This is a genomic window from Pseudoalteromonas sp. TB64 (assembly GCF_000498095.1).
Taxonomy (GTDB): Bacteria; Pseudomonadota; Gammaproteobacteria; order Enterobacterales; family Alteromonadaceae; genus Pseudoalteromonas.
The window spans coordinates 1-1,010 of record NZ_AUTQ01000110.1 but is presented as its reverse complement, the minus strand read 5'-3'; the positions used below and the strand labels follow the sequence as shown (position 1 = coordinate 1,010).

Sequence of the window (1,010 nt, the reverse complement as noted above, 5' to 3'; positions counted from 1 at the left end):
CCAGGCAGAATTTGCTCAGCGAAATTGATAGGAATGAATTTATTTTGACAGGATAAGTCAGGCTTGTAGTTAGCCATAACAGTTTACCGTGGGTGAATAATATCTATTAGATCACAGCGAACAGATGGATTCAAGGTTAAAAAGCAACCAATCAAGAATAGTTGGATACGTTCCTAAAAAGAGTAATTCTACAGCCTCAACGCCGCAATAAGCGGAAATTATTATAAGTCCGTAGCTATACGCTTGCAATGTTTGTCTTCAAAGGGTTTATTAACTTCAATTAATGCACCAAATATATGGTTTGATATAGAGTCATAAAAAACCATATAGTATTGCTCTTTATTCAATTCAACTCTGAATATTTTACAATCAGCCTCTCCCTTACCTTTCCAAGCATCAACTAATTGCTTTGATTGCATTATTTTTTTAAGGATAAACTTGCTTTGTATGAATTGTCGCTCTAATACTGAAATTTTGCTTCTGATAGGTAGCAAGAAGCATCTGCACTTTATAGCGTCACTATCACGAATTGTTAATTGATATGCCCCTGAACTCAAACCTTTAGATATATCTTCAGCCTCTGCAAAGTCTGCATCTTTCAACTTTTCGATTACATCATCAAATGTCACGTGAACCTCGGGGACTTATAACGCCCCTCTTGAGCGCCTTGTATGGATAATAAACCCATAAATTAATTAATACTTTAACCAAGTTCGGGTAATGTGAGGCCCAAGCTTTGGCTGCAACCAAAGCCTTTTATACAGTAGTTCGATTGATTGAAGGCTCCTCTATTGAGAGACCGGTAACAAGAAAGAACGCTGTATAAACTCCAAGCATTAAACTCGGATAGTCAACGGGGCCTCGAGCCCGAATCGCAAGGCAGAGTCAGCTTATTATGAATACACTCAATAATCAAAATGAAATTAACGTCGGTGTCGATACAGGTAAAACTCAACTCGATATTTACATCCGACCGTTAGATATATATTTCACCGTAGAAAACAATGACG

At 37.4% G+C, this 1,010-nt stretch carries 1 protein-coding gene and 1 pseudogene; one reads left to right on the top strand and one right to left on the bottom strand.

What is annotated here, in order from left to right; translation table 11 throughout:
* Positions 1–221: 221 nt before the first annotated feature.
* On the bottom strand, positions 222–629 hold the full coding sequence (locus L647_RS0108140) for a hypothetical protein (RefSeq protein WP_024610713.1): 408 nt from the start codon (positions 627–629) through the stop codon (positions 222–224).
* A 266-nt stretch (positions 630–895) separates the two neighbouring features.
* Between L647_RS0108140 and L647_RS1000000125800 the strand changes: the two are divergent.
* Positions 896–1,010 (top strand): annotated as a pseudogene (locus L647_RS1000000125800) (IS110 family transposase); the annotation flags it as partial.